The 23,432-nt window shown below is 50.0% G+C and carries 15 protein-coding genes, 1 tRNA gene and 1 pseudogene; 9 read left to right on the top strand and 8 right to left on the bottom strand.

Annotation, left to right across the window (positions count from 1 at the left end; all coding sequences use genetic code 11):
• Positions 1 to 8 precede the first annotated feature (8 nt).
• Positions 9 to 4,256: a DNA-directed RNA polymerase subunit beta' gene (gene rpoC / locus GAC_RS04010; protein WP_010263106.1), complete on the top strand. Its 4,248-nt coding sequence runs from the start codon at positions 9 to 11 to the stop codon at positions 4,254 to 4,256.
• On the opposite strand, the gene GAC_RS04005 is transcribed toward rpoC, so the two are convergent.
• Positions 4,253 to 4,972, bottom strand: a complete 720-nt coding sequence (locus tag GAC_RS04005) for a ribonuclease HII (protein ID WP_010269559.1) — start codon at positions 4,970 to 4,972, stop codon at positions 4,253 to 4,255. The genes rpoC and GAC_RS04005 overlap by 4 nt on opposite strands.
• Positions 4,973 to 5,500: 528 nt before the next feature.
• Between GAC_RS04005 and GAC_RS04000 the strand changes: the two genes are divergently transcribed.
• Positions 5,501 to 8,908, top strand: a complete 3,408-nt coding sequence (locus GAC_RS04000; protein ID WP_241760156.1) for a hypothetical protein — start codon at positions 5,501 to 5,503, stop codon at positions 8,906 to 8,908.
• A 671-nt stretch (positions 8,909 to 9,579) separates the two neighbouring features.
• Here the strand turns inward: GAC_RS04000 and GAC_RS03990 are convergent.
• Together GAC_RS03990 and GAC_RS03985 are read right to left on the bottom strand one after the other, a co-directional pair.
• Positions 9,580 to 9,653 (bottom strand) — tRNA-Arg (locus GAC_RS03990).
• 197 nt (positions 9,654 to 9,850) lie between these two features.
• On the bottom strand, positions 9,851 to 10,993 hold the full coding sequence (locus GAC_RS03985; RefSeq protein ID WP_010267193.1) for an aminotransferase class I/II-fold pyridoxal phosphate-dependent enzyme: 1,143 nt from the start codon (positions 10,991 to 10,993) through the stop codon (positions 9,851 to 9,853).
• 436 nt (positions 10,994 to 11,429) lie between these two features.
• Between GAC_RS03985 and GAC_RS03980 the strand changes: the two genes are divergently transcribed.
• Entirely contained in the window at positions 11,430 to 11,927 is a 498-nt protein-coding gene (locus GAC_RS03980) for a Na+/H+ antiporter subunit E (protein ID WP_010267197.1), read from the top strand.
• Between the two features lie 89 nt (positions 11,928 to 12,016).
• Here GAC_RS03980 and GAC_RS03975 read toward each other — a convergent pair whose 3' ends face one another.
• Positions 12,017 to 12,790, bottom strand: coding sequence for a type III pantothenate kinase (locus GAC_RS03975; RefSeq protein ID WP_010267198.1), 774 nt, complete (start codon positions 12,788 to 12,790; stop codon positions 12,017 to 12,019).
• A gap of 6 nt (positions 12,791 to 12,796) precedes the next feature.
• A pseudogene (locus tag GAC_RS03970) lies at positions 12,797 to 13,947 on the bottom strand (quinone-dependent dihydroorotate dehydrogenase).
• Between the two features lie 181 nt (positions 13,948 to 14,128).
• Here GAC_RS03970 and GAC_RS03965 point away from each other — a divergent pair.
• From GAC_RS03965 to pdxH, 4 genes are all read left to right on the top strand, one after another.
• Entirely contained in the window at positions 14,129 to 14,716 is a 588-nt protein-coding gene (locus tag GAC_RS03965; RefSeq protein WP_010263124.1) for a peptide deformylase, read from the top strand.
• Between the two features lie 131 nt (positions 14,717 to 14,847).
• Positions 14,848 to 15,600, top strand: coding sequence for an alpha/beta hydrolase (locus tag GAC_RS03960; RefSeq protein ID WP_010267200.1), 753 nt, complete (start codon positions 14,848 to 14,850; stop codon positions 15,598 to 15,600).
• A gap of 303 nt (positions 15,601 to 15,903) precedes the next feature.
• Complete coding sequence (locus GAC_RS03955) at positions 15,904 to 16,830, top strand: patatin-like phospholipase family protein (RefSeq protein ID WP_010267201.1); 927 nt, start codon at positions 15,904 to 15,906, stop codon at positions 16,828 to 16,830.
• Between the two features lie 116 nt (positions 16,831 to 16,946).
• On the top strand, positions 16,947 to 17,567 hold the full coding sequence (gene pdxH / locus GAC_RS03950) for a pyridoxamine 5'-phosphate oxidase (protein ID WP_010267203.1): 621 nt from the start codon (positions 16,947 to 16,949) through the stop codon (positions 17,565 to 17,567).
• A 4-nt stretch (positions 17,568 to 17,571) separates the two neighbouring features.
• On the opposite strand, the gene GAC_RS03945 is transcribed toward pdxH, so the two are convergent.
• The 3 genes from GAC_RS03945 to GAC_RS03935 form a co-directional block, all read right to left on the bottom strand.
• Positions 17,572 to 18,990 carry a UDP-N-acetylmuramoyl-L-alanyl-D-glutamate--2,6-diaminopimelate ligase gene (locus tag GAC_RS03945; protein ID WP_010267204.1) on the bottom strand — a complete coding sequence of 473 codons (1,419 nt, stop codon included), beginning with the start codon at positions 18,988 to 18,990 and terminating at the stop codon, positions 17,572 to 17,574.
• A 220-nt stretch (positions 18,991 to 19,210) separates the two neighbouring features.
• Positions 19,211 to 20,410 carry a trans-sulfuration enzyme family protein gene (locus GAC_RS03940; RefSeq protein ID WP_010267207.1) on the bottom strand — a complete coding sequence of 400 codons (1,200 nt, stop codon included), beginning with the start codon at positions 20,408 to 20,410 and terminating at the stop codon, positions 19,211 to 19,213.
• On the bottom strand, positions 20,391 to 20,774 hold the full coding sequence (locus tag GAC_RS03935) for a BolA family protein (protein ID WP_010263146.1): 384 nt from the start codon (positions 20,772 to 20,774) through the stop codon (positions 20,391 to 20,393). The genes GAC_RS03940 and GAC_RS03935 overlap by 20 nt, the downstream gene beginning before the upstream one ends.
• Positions 20,775 to 21,000: 226 nt before the next feature.
• Here GAC_RS03935 and GAC_RS03930 point away from each other — a divergent pair, with 226 nt between their 5' ends.
• Together GAC_RS03930 and GAC_RS03925 are read left to right on the top strand one after the other, a co-directional pair.
• Positions 21,001 to 21,936, top strand: coding sequence for a hypothetical protein (locus tag GAC_RS03930; RefSeq protein ID WP_010263149.1), 936 nt, complete (start codon positions 21,001 to 21,003; stop codon positions 21,934 to 21,936).
• Positions 21,937 to 22,346: 410 nt separating this feature from the next.
• On the top strand, positions 22,347 to 23,432 hold a 1,086-nt coding region (locus GAC_RS03925), incomplete at its 3' end, for a PHP domain-containing protein (protein ID WP_037349511.1).

The following is a 23,432-nucleotide window of genomic DNA, read 5'->3' as shown; positions in this document are numbered from 1 at the left end:
TTGATATTATGAAGATGTTGGATTTGTACGGCTATACCAGCATAGCGCAGTCGTTTGATAAGATTTGCATATCCATTGCTAGCCCCGAGAGCATTAGGGCGATGTCCTACGGTGAGATCAAGGATATCTCTACCACTAACTATCGCACATTCAAGGTTGAAAAAGGCGGCCTTTTTTGCCCGAAAATCTTTGGTCCCGTAAATGACGATGAATGTCTATGTGGAAAGTATAGGAAGAAGCGGTATAGGGGCATAGTATGCGAGAAGTGTGGGGTTGAGGTCACTTCTTCCAAGGTGAGACGGGAGAGGATGGGGCACATAGAGCTGGTTTCCCCTGTGGCACACGTGTGGTTTTTGAAATCCTTGCCTTCACGTATCGGGGCATTGCTTGATATGCCCATGAAGTCCATTGAAAGCATCCTCTACAGTGGGGACTTCGTGGTTATCGATCCTATGACCACTCCATTCTCCAAGGGGGAGGTTATAAGTGAAAGCGTATACAACCAAGCCCGCGACGCCTACGGAGATGAAGGTTTTATCGCCTTAACCGGGGCTGAGGCCATACGGGAGTTATTGGTAAGGCTGGATCTTGGGGCCATCAGAGCTGGGCTTAGGAGCGAGCTGGAGTCTACCTCATCTGAAATGAAAAGAAAAAAGGTGGTCAAAAGATTGCGGATCATCGAAAACTTCATCGCTTCCGGCAATAGACCAGAGTGGATGATACTAACTGTAATCCCTGTGCTGCCACCGGACCTGAGGCCTTTGGTGTCTTTGGAAAATGGTAGGCCTGCAGTTTCCGATCTGAACCACCACTATAGGACGATTATAAACCGTAATAACAGGCTGGAGAAGCTGCTCAAGCTCAACCCGCCCGCGATTATGATCCGCAATGAGAAGAGGATGCTGCAAGAGGCCGTGGATGGGCTTTTTGATAGCAGTAGGCGCAGCTACGTTTCAAGCAGGGCTGGTAGCATGGGCTACAAAAAGTCTCTTAGTGACATGCTTAAGGGAAAGCAGGGGCGGTTTAGGCAGAATTTGCTGGGTAAAAGGGTAGACTATTCGGGTAGGTCTGTAATCGTCGTTGGGCCTGGGTTGAAGTTGCACCAGTGTGGCCTGCCCAAGAAGATGGCCCTGGAGCTCTTCAAGCCGTTTATTTGTTCCAAGCTTAAGATGTACGGAGTGGCGCCGACGGTGAAGCTTGCAAACAAGATGATCCAGAGCGAAAAGCCCGAGGTTTGGGATGTTTTGGACGAAGTAATAAGGGAGCATCCCATATTGCTAAACAGGGCTCCTACCCTGCACAGGCTTGGTCTCCAGGCGTTTGACCCCGTACTTATAGAAGGTAAGGCCATACAGCTGCATCCGCTCGTGTGTAGTGCATTTAATGCGGACTTCGATGGGGACCAAATGGCGGTACACGTCCCTCTGTCACTTGAAGCACAGCTTGAAGCCAGGGTGTTGATGATGTCCACAAACAACATTCTTAGCCCTTCAAATGGTAGGCCGATAATCGTCCCGTCCAAGGATATTGTCCTGGGAATATATTACCTCACGCTGCAAAGAGCACAAGCGCCCGACCAGGAGGTTATGTCTTTTGGGGAATTGAGCCATGTGGAGTACGCCCTGCATGAGGGGATAGTACACACGTCTTCCAAGATAAAATACAGGATGCAGCGCTGCAATAGCGACGGCACAATAGTGAGCGAGGTTGTTGAGACGACCCCGGGCAGGCTGATTCTCTGGCAAATTTTTCCCCAGCACAAGGATCTCACGTTCGATCTCGTGAACCAGGTGCTTACTGTGAAGGAGATTACATCTATAGTTGACTTGGTGTATAGGAGTTGCGGGCAAAGGGAGACGGTGGAGTTTTCCGACAAGCTCATGTGTCTGGGTTTTCAATATGCGTCACAGTCTGGTATCTCTTTTGGCTGTAAAGACATGATAATTCCAGACACCAAGGCGGCGCATGTGGAAAATGCGAGTGAGAAAATTAAGGAGTTTTCTATCCAATACCAAGACGGGTTGATTACAAGGAGTGAGCGCTACAACAAGGTAGTGGATGAGTGGTCTAAGTGCACAGACTTGATTGCCCGGGACATGATGAAAGCAATCTCTTTGTCCGATGAGGAAGGGAAGCTGAATTCCATTTATATGATGGCGAATTCCGGTGCCAGGGGTTCCGCATCTCAGATGAAGCAGCTGGCCGGCATGCGTGGGCTTATGGCCAAGCCCTCGGGCGAAATTATCGAAACCCCTATCATCTCGAACTTCCGTGAGGGGTTGAGCGTGTTTGAGTATTTTAATTCTACACACGGGGCGCGCAAGGGGCTGGCTGACACCGCATTGAAAACCGCAAACTCCGGATACCTGACCCGTAGGCTTGTGGACGTGGCGCAAGACTGTACAGTTGTTGAGTATGACTGTAAAACCAAGGATGGCGTTGTCGCTAGGGCGGTGATTGAGGGTGGTGCCGTCGTGGCGACGCTTGACAGTGTAGTGCTAGGTAGGGTTGCTGCAGTCGACACTTACAACCCTGTGACTGAGGAATTGCTATTAAGTGCTGGTGAGCTGATAGACGAAGGGAAGGTCGAGAAAATAAGAGTTGCTGGGTTAGATGCGGTGAGAGTGCGGTCCCCGCTGACATGTGAATCCAAGAAAGGGATTTGCTCGTTGTGCTATGGTAGAGACCTTGCTGTTGGGGATTTGGTATCGATAGGTGAGGCTGTTGGTGTAATAGCTGCGCAGTCTGTGGGTGAGCCTGGTACACAGCTGACCATGCGTACGTTCCACGTTGGTGGTACCGCAATGCGCGGGGTGGAGGTATCTAACCTTATAGCTGTGCTGGATGCCGAGGTGAAATTGGTGAACAGCAACGTGGTGACCGACAAGTACGGCAATCAGATAGTGATGAGTCGGTCATGTGAGGTAGTGCTTCTCGACAGCGTTGGTAATGAAAAGATGCGGCACAGCGTACCATACGGTGCGAAGCTCTATGTTTCAGATGGGCAGCCGGTCAAAATGATGGACAAAATGGCCGAGTGGGACCCATACACTATACCCATTATTACCGAGAAGACGGGAACCATAAAGTATGTTGACCTCATCTACGGTGTGTCCATCAACGAAGTTTTGGATGAGTCTACAGGTATATCAAACAGGGTTGTTATAGACTGGAAGTTGCATCTCCAGGGGGCGAACTTGAGGCCGAGGTTGGTGCTGTTGGATGAAGATGGCAACATTGCTACCTTATACAATGATCTGGAGGCGAGTTACTTCGTGCCTATAGGCGCGGTGCTGAACGTCCAAGATGGGCAGAAAGTGCACGCGGGGGACGTCATAACTAGGATTCCTAGAGAATCCATCAAGACCAGAGACATTACCGGGGGGCTGCCCAGAGTTATTGAGCTGTTTGAGGCGCGCCGTCCCAAGGAACACGCTATTGTAAGCGACGTTGACGGCTACGTTGAGTTTGGCAAGGATTACTATCGCTCCAAGCGCCGGATATTCATACGGCCTGTAGACAAAAGCCTTCCTGCGGTAGAATATTTGGTGCCCAAGGGTAAGCACACCATAGTGAACGAGGGTGACTTTGTGCACAAGGGTGATCTGCTCATGGATGGGGATCCGGACCAGCATGACATACTCAGAGTTTTGGGGGCGGAGGCTCTGGCCAGCTACATGATTTCTGAAATACAACAGGTATACAGGCTGCAAGGTGTTAGGATAGACAACAAGCACATCGAGGTTATCCTCAGGCAGATGCTGCAAAAGGTGGAAATCACTGATCCGGGTGACACAATGTACCTGGTGGGTGAGCATGCTGGGCGCGAGGAGGTTATGCGGCTCAACCGCAAACTGGAAGAGGCTGGGAAGAAGCCTGTTGCATATGTGCCGATTCTCCAGGGTATTACTAAAGCGAGTCTTGATACCAACTCCTTCATTTCTGCGGCGTCGTTCCAGGAAACCACCAAGGTCCTGACCGAAGCCGCCTTTTCAGGTAAGGAAGATCCTCTGTACGGATTGAAGGAGAATGTAATCGTTGGTAGGCTAATACCTGCGGGTACAGGGTTCATTATGAACAAAGTGAAAAAGCTGGCAATGCTCGATCAAAGCGACTATGCAACTTACTATAATAGCGAATTGCGAGAGATCATGGGTGACCTGGGTGACGAATTAATTGCGGAAGGTGAGGCAGCCTCCCCGGGCCGCAGCGGTGATGGCTATCTGGGGAATGGCGGGGGAGTTGTAGATTACTAGTCGCGTGTAGCTACGGCATCTCCTCGGCCGTCCACCGGCGTCTTGATGCCGGTTGAGGAGAGTAATTCTAACTGCTCTGGTGGCGCCCCTTCGCATTCAGAAGATAGTTGCTTCACCGGCGCAAACGTGCTTCTATGCTGGGCAGTTTTGCCATACAGCTTTAGCGATTGCATATGCGCTTTTGTGCCGTACCCGCAGTTTTGATTCCAGGCGTATTCCGGATACTGCTCATGCAGCCTTCTCATGAATCTGTCTCGCGTTACCTTTGCGATTATTGAGGCTGCGGCTATTGAGGTGCTTATGCTGTCACCCTTAACGATGGTCTTGACTGCCCAGGGCAGGCCCGCTGGAGCCCTGCTACCGTCGACCAACACGAGGTCTGCTTTTACGCCCAAGTTTTGTAAAGCCCTTTTCATGGATATGTGCGACGCCACCAGTATGTTGTGTTGCTCTATTTCACGGACGCGCGCGAACCCCACGCCGTACCTTGCATGCGCTGTGATCTTGCAAAATAACTCTTCTCGCTTCTTGGAAGACAGCGCTTTTGAATCTTTAATGTCTTTTATGTAGTCGCATTCCCGCTCTGGCAAGTACACCGCTGCCGCGACCACTGGGCCCGCTATCGCCCCATACCCAACCTCATCCACTCCTACGATGACTGAGATTGTGCCAGACCTTAATTGGTCTTCAATCAAAAAGCTGGGCATGCGATTCATAAAACCCGCCATGCGGTGAGTATAGTAAACTGGCGTAGGACCCGCCGTACTGACTGCAATCTTCACGACAAAGGCGCTCCCAATATAACACAACTGGGATGTAATACAATATGCCATGGGTCTGCAAAGGATAAATCCGAATATTATATATAAAGTATCCGGGAGGTGAATATGTGCACCAAGAGTGGTAGCAACGCGATAGAGAAAGCCATTTGGTGTTAAATGCAGATATGCATATTGTACGCTGCGGTAGGGCAATGAATACTTGTGGGAGGATGAATGTTTTTCTTGATCTCCCATGCAAATATTGCTACGCTCCGGGCTTATTATGTTAAATTAGGTATATTATGCATGCACATTGATTGACGGCATGCATATTGTGATGCGCGACAGATGGAGCTTTGTATACCAAATGCGCTGTTGCGGAGAAGCCTTCCCTTAAATGAGAGTTTTTATGGTATTCTGGAATATATACTGATATAACATAAATATTCGTCCTATATACCGGGACAGGTTGTGCCAGGTATTGTGAAAACTTTAGAGGTAAATATGGGTGTCACGGAAACTAAGGGGTTGAGTGCAATAGAGCTGGCCATACGCGATTTGAGAGCAATGTGTGAAGACGGGAGCACTGAGGAGATCTGCTTCAGGGCAGTTGTAAAACACCTGACTGAAGATGAAAATTTCAGTAGCAGTGTTACCAAGATTGATAGGGCGTTGAAAGATTATAAAAAATGCCATGGCGTGATTAGTGCGAAAATAAATGAGGCGATAAACGCCAGGTTGGATGTATCAGAAAATATTGCCCGTGTTCCTGATCAGATAAATTTGTTTCTGGCGAGCAAGCGCGAAGTACGTGGGGTATTGAAGTTTTTTCACGAGGCATATCACATAAAGTGTGCAGGCGGTAACACGCGTGAGGAAGCAGTTTCTGCGCTTATGGAGTCTTGCACGAAACTGCGTTACGACGGGTTGCGCTCGGCACACTCGGGTGACGAAACCAATTCTGGGAAAAGCATCACCGAAATCTTAAAAAGATTTTCTGGCGGGAGACACGAAGATGCGAACCAGCTGTGTAAGGAAGTGCTCATATGCTTTTCCACCAGGAGGCTTGTCATTGCCGGGGGCAACAGCCAAGAACAGGTAGCCGGTTTTGACAAGGTGTGCGTTTGTTATAATGTCCCCCAAGGTACGGAGCTTTCCATTTTGGGCAAGGAATTGTTAGTTCTAGGCGATATTTCCGGCACCGTCACCGCTGAAAGTCACAGTTTACTGCCGAACCTACCGCGCCTTTTTGTGCGTAGTATTTCTCGTGGAGGAAAAGCAGCGGGCTTTGGCAACGTGATTGTCACGGGTGATAATAGAGGTTGCATTCGGGTACGTGGGCAGGCAGGCGGGAGTGACGCCACGCTTGGGGGAAGCAACTTGGGGAAAATCTATATGGTGCCGCAGGAAGACGTCGTTGAGCCAAGCAGCGCTGCGTCTAGTGGTGAAGCGTCGGCCGAAACAGCACGATCGGAGACCGCTAACCGTACACGGGCGTATGGGAAGTTTTCTCTGAACGTCATGGGGAGCAATGCTGGCATCATACGCATAGCGGGAAATTCCGCGCACAAATCTGACGCCCTCATTCAGGGCATAAATGTAGGGAAGATATTTTGCGACGATACCAATCTGAAAGTGCGTGGATACTCGGCTATGTGGTTCAAGGGGCAGGGGCCCAGAGCCAAGACCAGTGCGGCAAGGTCACGTGGGATATTTGGCAACCTTTCTTCTTGGATTGCCGGGCTTTTCAGGCGGTCTTCTGCCAATACTGTGCAGAAACGCCGCGCCAGTAGCGGTTTGTCAGGTGCACATCCTTACGTTCATGCGGTACGTTGCAGTATCGAAATTGCAGTGAATCAACTGTCTGGCTTACTGATGTGTGGAGAGGAAAATACCATCGAGCTGACGGGTACTGGAGTGCCCGGCACTGCCTACGACGTGAGAAATTGCAAAATGTTTCTACGTGGCAGCAAAATATGCCAAAATGCGAGCGCAGAGATCGGGCGCATGCGCGAAAGTAGCATAAAGCTTGAAGGGGGAGAAATATCCCTACCCAACTCAGAAATAGCGCTCAGTACTATAGATCTTAGAGGGGCGTCAAGCCTTACGACGCACAAAATGAGCTCCTGTAATGCGGTGCTTGATGACTGTAGCAACATTCGTGTCGATGGTGAAGTGCACCTGTGCAGAGTCCTCATGCTAAAAGACCGGAACACACGCGATGCTGGACGTGCGCGTAGAGCACCAGGTGCACACGGGCTTGATACACCCGTGATAAGGCGAGGAATGGTCTACGTAGAGCAAGGCGATGTATCTGTGCACTGCATGCATGATGTTAATTTGGTGATAGGGGAATACGGCAACGTCAACGCCTCGTATTTCAAGAAGGGTAGCGTCCATATGGGGGAGCGTTTCCGTCTGCAACATGACAAAGGGTCTCCAAACAAGCAGGTTAGGTTTGCGGAGACAGTCAGTTGCATACAGGAAATACCGGTTGCTGGAGGCGCTCGCAAGTTTGTATACAACACTCCACTGAGGCGAGACAAAAGCGTTGAAGTTGACATGTGTATCGCGCGCTTTGGATGTGTGGAGGATGCGGAGGTTTTTGCCGGATATGTTCCGCATCGCGACGTATTTTTGCTCACAAAAGAGATGAAGAGATGTGTTTTGCACGTCAGGCAAAAAGGGAGAATAAGTTCTGGTACTCTTGAAGAGTGCAGCGGTGAAATCATAGGTGAAGGGGTGGAGCTGGAAGCCGGTACGGTACTCAATAGCACGATAAAACTGACCGGAAATTCCAGACTCGTGGTACCAGAAAGTATCAAGGGTAGCCTAGTTGGAGTTGGTATGGCATCTGCGGTGCTCTGGCTGTGCGACGGGAATGTCACGCATGGCCCGGTGATGGGCTCTACCGGGAGCGGGCTCGTGTTAGGGGAATTCGCATCTCGCTGCACATCCAGCAAATGGGTGCCAAAAAGCAGCAGAGGCCTGGTAATTGGAAAGGATACTGTGCTCACTGCTGAGGGAAAAAGTTTCGCTGGCAAATCAGATGTGGTACGCTTTTATAGTGCGCAACAGAAGCTCACGAGCTGCGGGTCTGCGCCGTCGGATTTTCTCAAGGAAAATGCGTGCATAGAGTCCAAGCGAACTGATCTTAAAGATAGTGCTGCTAACGCGATGGATATAGTGCAATGCGCGCAGGATGATATGCTATGTGCCGCGAGCAAGCATTGTTGTGAATTGTCGGTATCTGACCTTGGTATACTACGTGCACCGTTAAATAATGGGGGTAGATTTTCAGATGTGGCGAGAGTTGCAGCACGCGATGAAGCGCAGAAAACCGCTGCGCCTGGCACTCCGCAGAAAGAAGCAAGCGCTGGTTTAGCTATTGAGAGTGAGGCAGGTCCTTACGGAGTTACTGCGGGACAGCACGGTGAGCGCACGGGCCGTGCAACAGACGCCGATAAGGTTACTGAGTATCGCAAGAAATGTTATGAGACTAAGCCGGCACAAAAGCAGCCCAATGTGGCAAGCACTTCTGATGCCAACACTCCTTGCCGAAGTTTGGGTTGTGCGGAGTCTGATGAACGAGTAAAGGCGTCCAGGGCGCACCTTACGCTACCGATAGGTGACAGGGCAAATACTGCCGCGAGTATTGGTATGGACATTAGCCGTAGAAGGAGATTACCAGCACAGTGCACTGTGGATGCGGACAAAGAGCCATATTCGGGTAGAAGCGCGGTCTTACCCATTGTTGGTACTGACTCCATGGGTGATATAAAGGAAGTTGGGAGTGTGGAGATACACCGTGATGCAGGCGAAGATAGTAATACGGGCGTGTTGGATGCCATAAGCGTGTCTGAGGTAGATGGGAGCAAGCTCATCGCGTAAAACGGGCTTTTTTGTGGTATGTGGGGCTAAACTGATTCTATACGGCCCCGCACTGCCTTGGGATAAGAGGAACGCCGAAGTGTGCACCACTGACTGGCGACTGCCTGCTGCTAGCTACTGAAGTAAGTGACCGAGCAGACTGGCTTGTTGTGGAGAAAAGGGCGAACATGAGCTAAGTGCACGGCCAGCTCCCTACCAGAGGTTCAGAAACTTGGTGATTATTGCGTGGTATGTAGAGTATGCGAAGTGGGACACGAACACGGCAAGGCATGTGTAACCGAGATTTACCCGCAGATATCCGCAGGATACGTTGATGAGGGAGCCCACGATGTGTGTCCAAGATAATAATGCCAGGGGCGCCAAGCACGCCAACTGTAAATAGCCGCCAGGTTGGGTATATTCTGACTTGTGATACCTCATCCGTGCGAACATTACCAGCCTGCCCAGGCACCAGTTTACGATGCCCCCCAGCAGCGCTCCCAGAGTTGCAACCAATATTGATGTTAGCGGATTGTAGCCCCCAAAACAGCATATGATGTCAAACACCGTTGCCCTATTTACTGGAAGGACCACGGATCCAACCACGCTGTCCGTAAACAACAAGAGATATGCCTCTAACGTATGAGAGAGACCCATAGCCACCTTACAGCACGCACCACGGATACAGAAAGTGGGACCGGTGCGATTCGAACGCACGACCCTCAGATTAGGAATCTAATGCTCTATCCTACTGAGCTACGGCCCCAAAACGCAACCCCACCACAACACTGACACTCTACACAATCTTCCGCTCCAGGACAACTAACATTTTCTATGGTACATCTGCGAAATTGTGATGCCGTGGTATGCAAGGGGCAGGCAAGGGCGGATTGTACGCTAATTAATTATTAAAGCAATTACAATGTATAACGAATTTACAACGGCCGTACAAGCGGGACCCAACTACGGTGAGGTAAGAGGAGCAGCAAAGGTGGCGAGGATGCGCTCTTGCCTTAATGTCTCACACAGCCTGTGTATGTCTTGTAGCGTGTGTGCTGCGGTGAATGCGAATCTGAGTCTGGGAGTGGGCACAGTGGGTGGGCGTATAGCCGCCACCAAAAATCCCCTTTTCGCCAAAATTTGTGCCGCGTGCACCGCACTGTGCGGGTCTCGCATTATAATAGGCACGATATGGCTTTTGGGCTCTGGTAGTTCCATGGCTTCACAAAACTTTTTTGCGAGCGTAATTGGGATTTCGCAACTCTCACGGGCTATGTCTATAGCAGCGCTTGCCGCCGCGACTATTGCTGGGGGGAGGGCAGTTGTATATACGAAACTTCTTGCGGCGTTTTGAAGGTAGTCTATCACCACCCGCGAGGAGCAGACGTATCCTCCCAGTGCTCCCGTAGCTTTGGACAAAGTGCCTATGTAAATGTCAGGCTGCAGTGTGCTTGTCATACCAAAGCTGTGTGCCACGTCTACTGCAAGCCATGCACCGTGCTCCCTGGCTACTTTTGCCAGTTCATCTACTGGTGCCAGGTCCCCATCCATGCCGTATACCCCCTCAACCAGCACAAGGCAATGTCTGTGCATTTTACGATATTTTTTCAGCAGCTCTTCACAATGAGCCAAGTCATTGTGCATGAATCTATAAATCTTGGCCCCAGATAACTTTGCCCCATCGACTGCAGAGGCATGTATTAATCTATCAGCAAGTATCATATCGTGCCGACCAACGATTGTGGATATGCTCCCCACATTTGCTAGGTACCCACTACTAAATACTAAAGCGGCTTCTGTGCGGTAGATCGCAGCGATTTTTTCTTCTATCTCCTTGTACAACGGGTGATTGCCCGTAACCAATCTCGATGCCTGCGCCCCTACTCCATAAAGCTCTATGGCCTTGATAGCGGCTCTTTTTACCACACTGTGGTTGGCCAGGGACATGTAATCGTTGCAGGAAAAAGAAATGAGCTGCATTCCATCTGCGGTTATTACCTGCCTACTGGTGGCTTTCCTGGTGATGGTGGCCACTTTCCTGAGTAGGCCCTTGGATGCGATAGACTCACACCTTGCCTTTAGTACGCTCTCCAGTGTTGCATGCACCTTGTAACCCAGAATGTTTTCCTGGCTATTTTACGCCATAGGGAGAGTTGACGCAGCGATTATCACTACACGTACCAAACCCACCCATGCACCGCAATGCGCGGTGCTTATGCTACCAGTACAGGACCTGTCTGCAGTCTCTAATGTTCTTCCATACCCATATTAATGTCTCGACTTGCATCTTCGACCCGGGAATCACTTTTTTGTATATCAACCAACGCGATCTTGCCGCGGGAACCGAAGTTAGCTAGATTTTTCATGAAAGCAGCACACGAAAACGCGGCGGCACTTGCCACCATTACGAACCAAATGTGTCTACGCATATACTCTATCAGTAACCCGATTCAACACAATAGCTCATTACGTCATAAATGCTAGGATTATTAAAATTTAATGTTAGTATTTTACGGCCGTGGTATTTCTGGTTTGTACGAGCATGCTTGGGTTGTTACTGATTCAAATGGTGCTTTGGGTGGTGTTTTCCGGATATTTTGACGCGTTTTTCCTGTCCGCTGGTGCGGTAAGCTCGCTGCTGTCGGTTGCCGTGTGCTACGTGATAGGTGCCAAGGAAGAATCTGGTTCCAGATATGAACCGCCTCGTGGGAGCGCGGCAAGGTTTTGCAGGATTATTTTTCTATATTTGCCGTGGATATTCGGCCAGGCAGTGCTGTCTGCGTGGTTTGTGACCAAGAGGGTGTTCGCGCCGAACGTACGCGACATGAGCGCGCCCGTAATGGCACTTGTGGAGACCGGGCAAAGTGGTGAGCTGGGCGCGTTTATATTGGCAAATTCAATCACTCTGACTCCGGGCACGGTAGGCATGAACGTAACACGGGATTATAAGGTTGAGGTTTTGGCTCTGGACAAGAGCCTGATTCCTGGAGTTGCCGAGATAGACAACCGCGTTAGTGCCATACTAGGAGAGCATGCATAATTGGGGAATGGCGGCCACGTGGCAACGCTCAAGCCCTGGTAGGCAAGGTTAGGAACCTTGGTCCACAAACATGACAGGCGCGGCGGCCCTCAGCCTTGCGTTTTTTCGTAAATTTGCACAATTCCCTTTATCGTAAGCAACTCGTCGATGTGGTTGAGGTAATCGCAATTTCTGAAAAGGCCCACTCCTCCCCCAGTGGCTATAACACGCAGGGTCCGGGTGCTCTCGCGCATTATCTGCTTTGTAATGCCTTCAACCATTGCTCTATATCCCCAATAGAGCCCAGCTTCCAGCGATGCAGCTGTGGAATCACATACTATTTTTTCTGATTCCCGAGCAAGAGTTTGTGGTAGCAGTGCCGTGCACTCCCTCATACTGTGTACCAAGCAGGATACACCCGGGGCTACAACCTGGCCATACAAGCCGCCATTCCTATCTAGCAGGTTAAAAACGGTGGCTGTGCCCATGTCAATTACCAACAGGTCGCTTGTAGGCCACACGGTTTTTGCAGCAACCAAATCGGCCACCCTATCCGCGCCTATGGTGGGTTGCGCCAGACAAATTTTAAGTCCAAATAAGTCTGCATGGGAGTTCGTAATGAACACCGGAGAAATGTTAAAAAAGCGCTCAAACAGCTCTTCTACATGTCTGTTAACGACTGGTACAACGCTAGAAATTGCAGCCCCACGCACCCCTGCGAGAATATCAGCAGACCTGCGCGACGCCAGCACGCTGATACACGAAAAATACTCAGCAGCAGTTCTTTTCCCGCAGGTAGATATCCTCCACTTGTCTACAACTGTGCCATTTTCACATAACGCAATCTTAGTGCTAGTATTGCCAACATCGACCGCAACTATCATGCTGCTTTACTGCACATCTACGCCCACAGCCTGCTCTACTTTCGAAAACCCCTCTTGTGTCAGAAGTTCGGCTAGCTCCATATTGATCTTTTTCACTACTCCAAAACCCTCGTACACTAGGGCGGTATACAGCTGCACCAACGATGCACCGGCTTTTATTTTTGTAAAGCCTGCGCTCCGCTGCTCACACCCCCACACCCTATTAGTATCACCTTGTCCCGGAGCAAGGAATACATTTCGGAGAGCACTGTTGTGGACAGGTCAAACAACGGCCTGCCGCTTAACCCGCCCTGCGTGATTGACTTATTTCTATCTTTTCCCAAAAGGCTGAGGTCGGTAGTAGTGTTACTAACTATCAATCCGCTGATTTTGTGCTTCACAATCTCTTCAGCTATGTCCTGCTTGAGCTCGTCGCTTATATCTGGGGCTATCTTCAAAAATATGGGAACAGACTCCGCCTGGTCAACGGAACGCCGCGCATCTCTTACGGAGGAAAGAATCTCACTCAAAGGGCCCCTGTTCTGAAGGTCACGCAGCCCCGCGGTGTTGGGCGATGAAACGTTAATGGTGATATAGCTGGAAAGCCCGTATACACTCCTGACCATCTCGGCATATTCCGCGGGAGGATCAGTACAAGTTTTGTTGATACCCAAGTTGGCGCCAAACACCAAGTTGTTTAGCTCTTTTCTGTCAATTTTCTTGATGAAACGCTGTATGCCCTTATTGTTGAACCCTAGGCGGTTTACCACAGCTTTTTGGTCCACTATCCTGAAAAGGCGTGGCCTTTTGTTTCCCGACTGAGGTTTTTTTGTCACAGTGCCGGCCTCTACGAACCCGAAGCCCATGCCTATGAGGGGTTTTATGACCTCGGCGTTCTTGTCAAACCCAGCGGCCAGCCCTATAGGCGTCCTAAACCTTAAGTGGCACACCTCAATGCTTAAACACTCGGGCATTTGCCCCCGCACCTCCGGGAACAACCCATGCTTTAGTCCAAAAATCACAAGCCCGTGGGCGACTTCAGGTGGCACCCAAAAACGTGGACTATGGCTAAACCTGAAGAACGACACTGCTGCACCTAAACCATATTCCGAAAATAATACCACGCACGACAGCAAACACCAAAGCTCCTGTGAGGTGTATTTACCACTATCTGCCATAACTGCAACAACTATCAATACATACTAAGTAACGACGTGATATACTGGCGGTTGTGTGCCCAGATAGGGATTCACGCCCGGCAATCGCAGCAATCGCAACTGCGGCCGGAAAACGCACATTTTCCACGCGCACCAAAGCGCCGTTCTGACATTTTATAGTCTCTGTATTAGAGGATAGGTGATGCGGGTTTTGTCTGTGGACAACACGCGGGAGTTGAGAGTCCTACAAACTAAATCTTCCCCGATAGAAAAGGTAGACGATGAAGTTTTAGGGCTTGTTGACCGGATGACAAAAGTGATAAATACCAGCGGAACCGTTGGGTTTTCTGCTATCCAGCTGGGCGTTTCCAAGAGGGTTTTTGCAATCAACGTGGCTAGCGGGCTGTTCGACGCGGCGCAGGACATCAAAGTGTTGTCTGGTTATCACTCACTCAATGGGAATAACCTGGTTTGCGTGAACCCCAGAATAGTGAGCTTTTCGGGCGAAACGGTGGTTTTGTTTGAAGGGTGTCTTTCAGCCAGCTCTTACGGCTTGATCGGAATAAGTAGGCCCAAGCATCTCGACCTAAAATACACGGATCTCATGGGTAATGAGTGCGTTATAAGGGCATATAACTGGCTTGCAAGGTGCATACAACACGAGATGGACCACCTCAACGGGGTGCTGCTCGCCAATCTGGTTGACAACATCAGAAATCCAGAGGCAAACAGCGTTTCCGAAGAAGATCTTAATACTGTTCACATACTTTTGGTGGATAGAAAATCCTAAGCCATGCAGATGGCGCCTGACTTGCAACCTTTCTATTCTCGCTTGCGCGCTCGGATTGCCGTTCGCCCATTATAGCGCGTTAATATTGATACGCACGATGCGATATACCACACGGGTACGCAACACAGACAATGGTATATACAATTGGTATGCACAATATTGGCTGGTGCGTGCTGGTATTGCCTGATACAATGCCGGACTATCTTTGTTTATGTGCGGAGGAGTGCGTGGTTATATCAATGAACGGCCCTAGTTTCTTTTCTGGAGACTCAGTAAAAAATTTAGTAGTAATGCTGCATGGTAGGGGAGCAAGTGGCGATAACATGATCTCTCTCGCTCCGCATATGTCAAAAGAACTTCCCTCTGCTCAATTTTTAGCTCCACATGCACATATGAACTACGGCAATGGCTACACTTGGTTTTCAGACAGTGTGCGAGACATGGAAGAAAGCACTGCGTTCGTTGAAATTATGCAGGCAGTTCAGGATGTGAACGAGTTTATAGACGCGCAGCTAGCTAGATTCTCAATAGGTGATAGCGAGCTGTCTTTGGTAGGGTTTTCCCAGGGGGCAATGCTTGCCATATACGTTGGGTTGTGCAGAGCAAAAAAATGCGCCTCCATTGTGGCCTACTCTGGGGCTATACCGTTCCCCCATGCTCTGGTGCCCAAAATCCGCTCGAAACCCAATGTTTGTGTCGTCCACGGAACTGATGACTATGTAATTCCAATCCACTATTTTAGCGAATGTGTGGGTTTTTTACGTGAGCAAGGCGTGCCTGTTGTTGAGCACAAGCTGCAGGGCCTTGATCATTCGATTAACAGTGAAGGCGCAAAGATTGGTACGAAATTCATCAAAGACAATTTTACAGTGCCTAAACCATAGCAGCTCCTACCGCCACTCTGTGGTGTGTTGCACAGATATCTATGATAGGGTGTGTTTTGAGTGCCGCGACGTAGTTCGTTGATGCTAGATTGCTATATGCGCGTGGTAAATATACCCGGGCTAGTTATGGCGCAAACGTCGGACCACGGCTTGTTTGGCCGTGCAATGAGGAAATGTCATTTGGTAGATGCGGTACGCAGCATTGTGTTCGGGTTGCGCGGCCCTGAATGAGATTAATGTGCTTCGTAACCCTTATGCTTTGGTCAATAATTTTTACCTCAAGCTCGACATATTAGGGGTAGTATGGCCAGATACGTTCTTTCTGTTGATGGTGGCGGTATACGGGGCATTATTGCCGCCAAAGTGCTTTATGAGGTAGAGCAAAGGCTCGGCAAACCCGCCGGTGAAGTTTTCGATTTGTTTGTAGGAAGCTCAGTAGGGGCGATTATAGCTGTCGCTCTCGCTCTAAGGAATGGTCAGGGAAGGGCCGAGCATACGGCTTCTGACTTATTGGGATTTTTTCTAAAATTTGGTCCGCGCATATTTGCCTTTTCATTGGTGAGGCAAGCGCTGTCTGTAGTTGTAGGTACAAGGTTCTCCCCGAAAAATTTGGAAAATACGCTCAGTGGCTTTTTTTCTAACCTGAAAATGGGTAACGTTACGGCGAACATTATGATACCGAGCTACGATCTTCATACGGGGTACACCTTCATGATGCGCAATTGGGAGCCTAAGTTTCAGGACCTGAAACTCGTTGACGTTCTGCTTGCGGCATCGGCGGCCCCCACAATTTTTCCCCCAAGAAATGTCGTTATCCAAAACACAAAATGCTGCATGATCGACAGCGGGCTTGTTGCTAACAATCCATCCATCTGCGGATATGCCGCGTCCAGCGTGCTGTATCCGGGCGAGGAAGTGTATTTCCTGTCGGTGGGGTCGGGTGAGCGGTCTAAGCCCGTATTGCGCGTACGAGATAGCCTAGCGTTTTGGGCGCTAAACGTAGCTAACGTATTTCTTGATGCAGGTATGGATGCTGTAGATTACCAAATGACCAGGATGGTCGGCAACTACCGGTACACCAGGATAACTGGATTCCTGAACCGGGCGAGCCACAACTTTACCGATGCCTCGCGCAAAAACATGCAGGCACTGCAGAGTGACGCGGATGACATTATAGCGCAAAACTCAGAGCGCATAGACCGGTTTATTGATGCGGTTGTTGGCGGGTAACGCGGCCGCATGGCTGGTTGTTTTCGCAGGCGTCTTTATGGGGCATGCGGCGCATACTATCTGGTGCTTTGTGAGCGGGCTTGATAGATTTTTTCGAAGGTGTATCATGGCTGATAATGCCTTTCAGCGGTGTTTGCGTGAGGGAAGCTGATAGTAGCCCCATGGATGTGTTTGGTCTATGGTATTCTGAAATGCTGCGGGCCACTGGCGCCCATATGCGTGAGCCGTCTGCAATGGTGCTTGCTACTTGCGATGTTCAAAACAGGCCATCGGCCCGGGTCGTACTGCTCAAAAAGTATGGTGAAGCGGGGTTTGAGTTTGTTACAAATTTTAACAGTAGAAAGGGTAGGGAAATTGCCGACAATCCGCAAGTTGCACTAGTTTTTGACTGGCGACATATCGGCAGGCAGGTGCGTGTGGAGGGGTTGGCGACGCTTATGGATGCGAGCGAGTCTGACGCATATCATGCTTCCCGGTCCCGCGAGAGTAAAATCAGTGCATGGTGCTCGCAGCAGTCTGCGGTTTTAGAGAGTAGAAAACTGTTGCTTGAGCAGTTTGAACGCGAGCGGCAGAGGTTCGATGGCCAGGAGATTCCCCGACCGGGGCACTGGGGGGGTGTTAGAGTTGTCCCGCACGTGGTGGAGTTTTGGGAGGATGGAGCGCACAGGCTTCATTCCAGAAAGCAATACAGCCGCGGAGATAGTGGCTCATGGAGCTGTGTTGATCTATACCCATAGTGGCCTATGCGTACTGCATCTCGCTCAGGCAACGCCTAACCGCGGTTCCATCGTTGAATTCTACCGATTTTCCCGCAATTTGTTGGGTGGTCTCGTGCCCCTTGCCGGCTATTAGTAGTACATAGTTGTTACGAATTGCAAAATTTACTGCATAATGAATCGCGTCGCCCCTATCTGGGATTTCAATTGCATTTTCGCAGTGCAACATGATTTCTTTTCGTATGGTTTCTGGGTTTTCACTTCTCGGATTATCATCTGTCACTATAACCACATCAGCGTACTGACTGGCCACCATACCCATGGTTTTGCGTTTCTCTCTATCGCGGTCGCCCCCGCACCCGAACACTAACACTGTTTTTTGGGGGAATCCGTGCCACTTCAGCGAGGTTAGGGCATGCTTCAAAGCATCGGACGTGTGCGCATAATCAATAATTATGCGGTCACCTATAAGCTCCATGCGCCCTCGTGGGGATGCTAACCTGTCAATGGGAACATCTCTGTGTCCGGATCCTGAAGCCGCTACTATAGCCAATGCGCATAGCAAGTTTGATATTTGAAATTTTCCCAAAACTGGAAATGCCCCGTCGTAAATCACCTCACCGCACATTTTTACTGTTATGTTGTGCCCTTGTGTATTGCGTTCCAGGCGGGCCAACTTTACGTCACCGGTGTCAACCCCGTAGGTAATTATGTTGCGGCCCGCCGCCAACTCCCTTAACTCCTCATACTGTTCCGAGTCCGCGTTTAGCACCGCGCATCCCTCACGTGACAACACCTCGGAGAATAATTTTTGCTTTGTAGCCCAATATTTTTCCATACTACCGTGGTAATCCAAGTGGTCACCGGAGAGATTGGTGAAAGCTGCAGTGCTGGCTTTTACCCCATACAAGCGCTTTTGTGCCATGCCGTGACTCGAAGCCTCCATGCACAGGTATTTGACTTGCAGGTCACGCAGTGTGCTCAACGTTTTATGCAGCTCCACCGCGTCAGGTGTGGTAAATGAGGTGCTGCTGGGCAAAGTTGTGTTGCCTACTATGGCGCCCAAAGTGCCCATGCTGGCCCCTGTGTGCCCGGTAAGACACCAAATTTGCCTACAGAAATCCGCCACAGAAGTTTTTCCATTCGTGCCCGTCACTACTGCGACGAACTCGGGCTGACTGCCGTGGTAAAACTCGGAAGCCAATTTGTAGTAAAGATCATGCTGCATGGGGCAGATGATTATTTGCGAATGATCTACGTGCGGTAATCCACCAGCATTGCCGGCAACTATAAATTTTGCCCCAGCCTTGACTGCATCCGGCACGAACCCTTTTGCGGCTTCTGACAAGCACACGAAGATAAATCCGGGCTTCACGCTTCTGGAATCAGCGGTGATCCCGGAAGCCTGACCAACCAGCTCCCTGACAATGCTGTCGATGTTCATAGGGCGTGTAGCAGCAATTTTTTGGGGGAGTAAAGCATACAACGTGGTGTATCACAAGCACATTTTGACGTCTGTTACAACATACTTACAGCTGTTGAAAGACGTGGTTTTTGGTGGAAAGCGGGTACTGGCTGCCCGACTGCAACAACTCTCTGCGGCGGCAGAACAACTCCCAGCCATTTGCCTGGCCCCCTCATGATGCGCGTAACCCCAGTGTGAACTATGGCAGCCTGGACAATGCCCTTTCCACCGATGATATTATTTCCTCTGGATCTTCCAAGCCACAGTAAACCCGCAGCCCGTCAATGCCAGCTTGCGGCGCGTTTATTAGCGACCCCTTGGAAACTATGGGAATCACTATGCTTCGACACCCTCCCCACGACAACCCAATTTTGAAAGTATCGATTCCCTCCAGCGCGCGATCCACCTCTTCGACCGAGTAATTTCCGTCAAACATCAAATTAACGAGGCCCAAGCCATACTTCCCGCGGCAATACTTTTCCCAAACCTCGCGATGCGGGTACGATGGCAGCCCCGGGTAAATTACCTGAGATATTTTTTTGTGTGCCTGCAGCCTAGAAGCCAGGGCGATCGCAGTACTTTGCACTTGCTGCATGCGCACTCTCATGGTTTTCATCCCGCGCTGTACCAGGTAGCAATCGTCAGATGATACGTAAATGCCGTAGTTCCGGTGGTCCACATACAGCCTGTCAAAAATCCCCTCGTCGTTCACTATCAGGGCGCCCATCATTACGTCTGAATGCCCGCCAAAATACTTCGTTAGGGAATACATCACGATATCTGCTCCACAGTTGAAAGGGTTGAACACCGTGGGAATGCAGGAGTTGTCACACAAAACTACTATGCCACGCTTTTTCGCGAATGCTATTATGGGCGACACGTCCTCTATGATTAACCTGGAGGAGCTGAGGGTTTCAATAAATATCAAGGACGTCTTCTCATTTGCCATCTTTGGCACATCCTCGGCTGATTCGTACACAGAGACACTTCTCCCAAGTCTGGGGCAAGACTCCTGTATGAATCTGTGCAGCTTGAAGTACGCCTTTTTTGGAACCAGAATGTGCGACCCTGCGTCACAGAATGTTACACAGGCCATGGTCAAACACAAAAGGCCCGACGGGAATAGCAGCGCATATTTTCCCCCATCTATGGCCCGTACATCCTCAGCAAGAGACGTGCAAGATGGAGCAGCGATGTTTCCGTAGCTTGCATCCACGCCAACCATCTTACCCGATGAGTTGCAATACCCACCGTACGCTCTTATGATTTCTCTAATGCTGGAAAAAGGAACAGTGGAACGCCTATACACCGGGTATGTGGTAACTACCCCACAGCTTTTTACCTCCAACGGATCCGCATCTGGTTGCTCCTCTGGGCGCCTAGTTGTTGTGTCGGCCATCTTTCCCCTCCGCCGTCTGTTCGTCACTGGTTACCAGAAAAAAGGAAACAGAGTGCACCATTTTCACCTCGTCTGATAAAACCTCGTGCATCAACCGCCACCTGTTCAGTCTACTCATGCCCGCAAAGCGATCTGAAACTACCAGGATTTTCATGTGGGATACAGCATAACCCCGGCTCCCCACATGCCCTGCATGATTATGCGACTCGTCAACCACTTCCACGTGTGCCCCAGCCACGTGTGCGAGTATTTTCTCCCGCACCAGCCCAATGATTTCTGCACGCTTACCGTCAAGTGGTGTGCTCGAAACACCAGAACCAGCACCTCCAGCTGGCCCTGTACTTTGAGCTAAACCAAGCTTCATACCGAGGCACCGCATATAAACCGGGGCAATTGTGGGCGACACCGTGTTAATTGTCAACACAAACCACGCCCCATTGCCGCATTTAGCCACACAGTTAGTGAAGTGTATGTAATGTGTACAAGCAAAATTAGCGTGAAGAGTTAATCGCGTGTTAACGCTCGGTAAGATACAACATAATTGTTTTATGCCTTAAAGGAAAAGATGCGGGAGTTATTATGACTCCTAAGTGGTTTTGGAGATTATTATGAGAGCCAGTAACATAGCGACGCCTCTTTCCGTATTCTGTGCGTGCGCAGGGATATACCCTTTCCTCGCCGTGAGTGACGCCGCAGATAACCCCGATGACGGTGATAGGTGCATGTTAGGGAAGGATATTCTCAAAAAGGATCAAAAGGGCGGTCAACCCTATGCCCTGACCGCATTGCATGTGAATGATTGCCGCCATGGTAGCGCTGAGTTTAACCTCTTCTTGGGGATAGAAGCCGACGACATGTGCAAATTGCCACATGCTCCACAGATACATGGCTTCGACGAAGCAATTATCGGTATGTGCGGAAATTGGGGATACGCGCCAAACAAGCGTGACTTTTTGGATATGCTTGAGAACTCCTCCGCTGCTGAGGTGGCGCAGCGCATTTATGACGGACTCAGCCATAAAGTGTTTGCTACCGATGCTGATCTCGTACTCTTTAAGGAGGAGCTGGCTGAGCTATGGTCTGGCGGAAATGGGGCTGCAAGCGCATTTTGCGGTGTGCCAAGCAGTGAGGAGCCACGAGGTATGCACTTTTACGGAAGGTATGTAGAAGCCCAGGATAAGCAATGGGTCGAGAGAAACTATGATGGCCTGGAGAATGCCGATGATTGGGATTTTGCCCCATCGGCCAAATTTGTAATTCCGGGAGGTGGTGTGAGAGTTGGCAACAAAGAGGAAGTGGAAGTCAATTTTTCTCATGCCGGTGATATAATGAGGGCGACTGAGACTTACAATGGGTTGGCTCCTAGCTTACTATACGATGAAGGAAAGCTCTGCGTTTATAAGAGCGATGAAGGGCATGTCTACGCTCCAGCAGTGGCAACTAGCGGCGGCAAAGAGAAACCACGCATCCTACTGCCTGGCCCAGTGGCGCTCGTGGGAGATGCCGGAGTGTTACTGTATGAATGAATACTTGGAAGGTGGCAGCTATTAAGGTGGCAAACCAACGTGCATAGCCATTGTAGCCATTAAAGTCAGCGCGATGCCCACGTTGTTACGGCTCGGTGAGATGTTGTACCACTGGTGAGTGGACGTAACTCCGCGCGGCGGCTACCCGACCGACACATGTGTAGCATTCCAAGCTACAGCGGCCTTGGGGACCTAGCGAATTCTACCAACGAAGAACATTCCCCCATTGTGGCAGTAATATCCAAGCAGCGCGTAATGTGCCATGAGCGGAGTTCAAGCACCGAGTTGGCACTTGCATAGCGCATGTCCTGCCCAACTGTTGGTGATAGACGCAGATTATGCCTCGGGCCTTTTCACGACAAGTCTTGCCTGTATAATGTTCCACTAAGTTTAGGTGTTCATGGGCTTGCATGATTGATGGACTTTTCGTTCATCTTAGAACGCACAGCGATTACTCCCTTCTGGAGGGGATGATCAAGATAGAATCGCTGGTGGCGATGTGCGTGGACCAGAACATGCCGGCAGTTGCCCTGACCGATTCTGGAAATCTATTCGGCTCCCTGGAATTTTCTGATTGTGCCGCAAGTTTTGGTGTGCAGCCCATAGTTGGGTGCAACATCATGGTGCACGATGCGGGCGAGGACTTGGGAAACATTCTAATGCTCACGAAAAGCCACGAAGGCTTCGTGAATTTGATTAGTCTAGTAAGTAACGGATTCAAAGAAAATCAATCAGGAAAGGCTAATAGGGTTGATGTTAACAGCCTACTGCGGCAAGGTTCGGGGTTGCTCCTGCTAACCGGGGGGCACGATGATATTTTAGCCCGCGCCCTGCTTGGGAAAAGCGCCGGGATGGGGGCAATAAATGCGATTCTAGAAACGTTTGGCAATGATGTCTACGTAGAGCTGCAACGCCATGGGTTAGAATCCCAGAAGGAGGTAGAGGGGCTATTGATTGGTTTTGCATACGAGCGCAATATTCCCCTGGTTGCCACGAACGACGTGTTTTTTGTACGTAGGGGCGATTTCCAAGCGCATGACGTGCTATCTTGCATTTCGGACGGGACATATATAGTGCAAGAAGGTAGGCGCAGACTCACCGAAGAGCACTATTTTAAGACGTCCAAGGAGATGTTCGAACTGTTTTCTGACATCCCAGAAGCTGTGCGCAACACTCCGATGATTGCCCGAAGATGCGCGTTTATTGCGGAAATTAGAAAGCCGTCATTGCCGCACTTTCCGTGTTCAGGTGGTAGAACTGAGGCTGAAGAGTTGACGGAATGCGCGAAAACAGGATTGGAAGCGCGATTGCGAGCTAAAAACATTGATGGAGATAAGAAGGAGCAATACCATAACCGGCTACAGTACGAACTTGGCATAGTGATATCCATGGACTACTCTGGGTACTTTCTGATAGTGGCAGATTTTATCTGCTGGAGTAAAAAGAACGACATAATGGTCGGCCCAGGGAGGGGATCTGGTGCGGGGTCATTAATA

It is taken from the genome of Anaplasma marginale str. Florida, assembly GCF_000215485.1.
GTDB lineage: Bacteria > Pseudomonadota > Alphaproteobacteria > Rickettsiales > Anaplasmataceae > Anaplasma > Anaplasma marginale.
The sequence above is the reverse complement of the archived record's forward strand: the minus strand, read 5'-3'. Positions and strand labels throughout refer to the sequence as shown.

Coding starts and splice junctions, on each gene's coding strand:
- rpoC (WP_010263106.1), top strand. CDS start 9: ATGAAGATGTTGGATTTGTACGGCTATACCAGCATAGCGCAGTCGTTT.
- GAC_RS04005 (WP_010269559.1), bottom strand. CDS start 4,972: ATGAATCGCATGCCCAGCTTTTTGATTGAAGACCAATTAAGGTCTGGC.
- GAC_RS03980 (WP_010267197.1), top strand. CDS start 11,430: ATGCTTGGGTTGTTACTGATTCAAATGGTGCTTTGGGTGGTGTTTTCC.
- GAC_RS03975 (WP_010267198.1), bottom strand. CDS start 12,790: ATGATAGTTGCGGTCGATGTTGGCAATACTAGCACTAAGATTGCGTTA.
- GAC_RS03965 (WP_010263124.1), top strand. CDS start 14,129: ATGCGGGTTTTGTCTGTGGACAACACGCGGGAGTTGAGAGTCCTACAA.
- GAC_RS03960 (WP_010267200.1), top strand. CDS start 14,848: ATGGTATATACAATTGGTATGCACAATATTGGCTGGTGCGTGCTGGTA.
- GAC_RS03955 (WP_010267201.1), top strand. CDS start 15,904: ATGGCCAGATACGTTCTTTCTGTTGATGGTGGCGGTATACGGGGCATT.
- pdxH (WP_010267203.1), top strand. CDS start 16,947: ATGCCTTTCAGCGGTGTTTGCGTGAGGGAAGCTGATAGTAGCCCCATG.
- GAC_RS03945 (WP_010267204.1), bottom strand. CDS start 18,990: ATGAACATCGACAGCATTGTCAGGGAGCTGGTTGGTCAGGCTTCCGGG.
- GAC_RS03940 (WP_010267207.1), bottom strand. CDS start 20,410: ATGGCCGACACAACAACTAGGCGCCCAGAGGAGCAACCAGATGCGGAT.
- GAC_RS03935 (WP_010263146.1), bottom strand. CDS start 20,774: ATGAAGCTTGGTTTAGCTCAAAGTACAGGGCCAGCTGGAGGTGCTGGT.